Source organism: Rhodococcus sp. EPR-134, assembly GCF_001647205.1.
GTDB lineage: Bacteria > Actinomycetota > Actinomycetes > Mycobacteriales > Mycobacteriaceae > Rhodococcus_F > Rhodococcus_F qingshengii.
This window is the reverse complement of record NZ_LVCT01000639.1, coordinates 1-1,605: the sequence shown is the minus strand read 5'-3', so window position 1 is coordinate 1,605 and position 1,605 is coordinate 1. Positions and strand designations below refer to the sequence as shown.

The window sequence follows — 1,605 nt, the reverse complement described above, 5'->3', positions numbered from 1 at the left end:
AGACGGCCTCATCTCGAAGCACTGGGACCCCCAGGACCTGATCACGATGCTGTTCGGCCTCGTGTTCGGCTGGGTGGTGGCCCCCGGTGTGGCCGACAACCAGAACGTCGACGCCGACGAGATCGCGCGCCGCCGTGAAGTGGTGCGCGAGGCCGTCACTCGAATCTGCAAGCCGTGACTGTCAGCGAGAGAGGTACGCGGCCCAACCGCCGTAGTCGGTGATGTCAGCTGCGCCGTTTACGGCGTCATGAGTGCAGCTGAAACCGACTGTCGTTCTGCCGTCGGATAACTCGACGCTGGTGAGCGCCATCGGTGCAGGCAAGGCGGCGAGGAACGTTCCCAGCCCGGCCGGTGAGATTCGGAAGATCTCGCCGACGACCGGTGCGCCGAGTCCAGGGCCACGGCGTACCAGGCCGGGCTTCGGTGGCGTCGTGTCGAGAGCGAAGAGCCGGTAGGCATCCGAGGTCGTGACGGTTTCGACGTACCGCGCGCCGAGGTCGACCAACTGTGTGTTGAGGGGTTGCCCGCGCAGGTGAGCGCCGAATACTGCGAGGTCGATTCCGGTATCGACGAGGGTGGGTGAAGGCGCACCGCCGAGTCGCGCAGCGAGGTCGATGGCGATCTGGTCGTCGAAAGCGGGTACGACGAACATGACGCCGAACGGGTGATCTTCGGCAGTGCGGTGTCCGGGCGCCGCGACGGCCGCCATGTCGAGCAGGTTGCAGAAGTTGGTGAAAGTTCCCATCCGGCGGTTGATTCCGAACGGATCCTCGGTCACGGCGGCAATCGTCGGGTGTTCGGTGGTGGTGGGAAGCAGTAGGGCGTCGAACCCGGCGAGGAGTTCCCGGGCGGCAGCCTTGGCGCGGGTGAGAGCATCGAGATCGTCGACCAGCTGGTATCCGGTGGGGTGCTTCGCACCGAGCACGATGTCGGACACCGCGGGATCTGCTCCGGCAGGACGAGTTTCGAGGAACTCGCCGGCAGCGGCGTACCGCTGCGCCACCACGGCGCCGTCGTAGAGCAATCGGGCCGCGTCGAGCAGTCCGGATATGTCGACGGTCTCGGTCTCGGCGCCGCCGGCTACCAGAGCTGTCACAGTGTCCTGAAATGCTGCTGTATACGACGGGCTCAGTTGAGCGAGATCCTCGATTCGGGGGACGGCGACGCGGGGATTCGGCGCCGCCGCGAGACGAACGTCGGAAGGCCAGACGCGGCTGCGGGGATCCCGAGGTTCGTGGCCGATCATGATTGCCGCTGCCGCGGTTGCCGATTCGAGGTCGTCGGCAAATACCGTCATAGCGTCGTGGTCGACGCAGGCGGGCACTACTCCGTGGGCGGGGATGACGCCGAGCGAGAGCTTGAGTCCGTAGATCCCGTGGAACGCTGCCGGCACCCGGCCCGAACCGGCAGTGTCGGTGCCGATTCCGATGTCTGCAATTCCCAGCGCGACAGCGACGGCGGATCCGGAGCTACTACCGCCCGAGATCAACTCTTCGTCCCAGGCGCAGCGAACGGCTCCGTACGGACTGCGCGTTCCGACCAGTCCGGTGGCGAACTGGTCCAGATTGGTCTTCCCCAGAACAACAGCCCCGTGCTCGATCAACC

General features: G+C 66.0%; 2 protein-coding genes. One reads left to right on the top strand and one right to left on the bottom strand.

Annotation, left to right across the window (positions count from 1 at the left end; translation table 11 throughout):
- Positions 1-10 precede the first annotated feature (10 nt).
- Positions 11-178 (top strand): hypothetical protein, encoded by a 168-nt coding sequence (locus A2J01_RS28065; protein WP_269455343.1) that lies wholly within the window; start codon positions 11-13, stop codon positions 176-178.
- 3 nt (positions 179-181) lie between these two features.
- Here A2J01_RS28065 and atzF read toward each other — a convergent pair.
- On the bottom strand, positions 182-1,605 hold a 1,424-nt coding region (atzF, locus tag A2J01_RS28060; RefSeq protein ID WP_064114040.1), incomplete at its 5' end, for an allophanate hydrolase.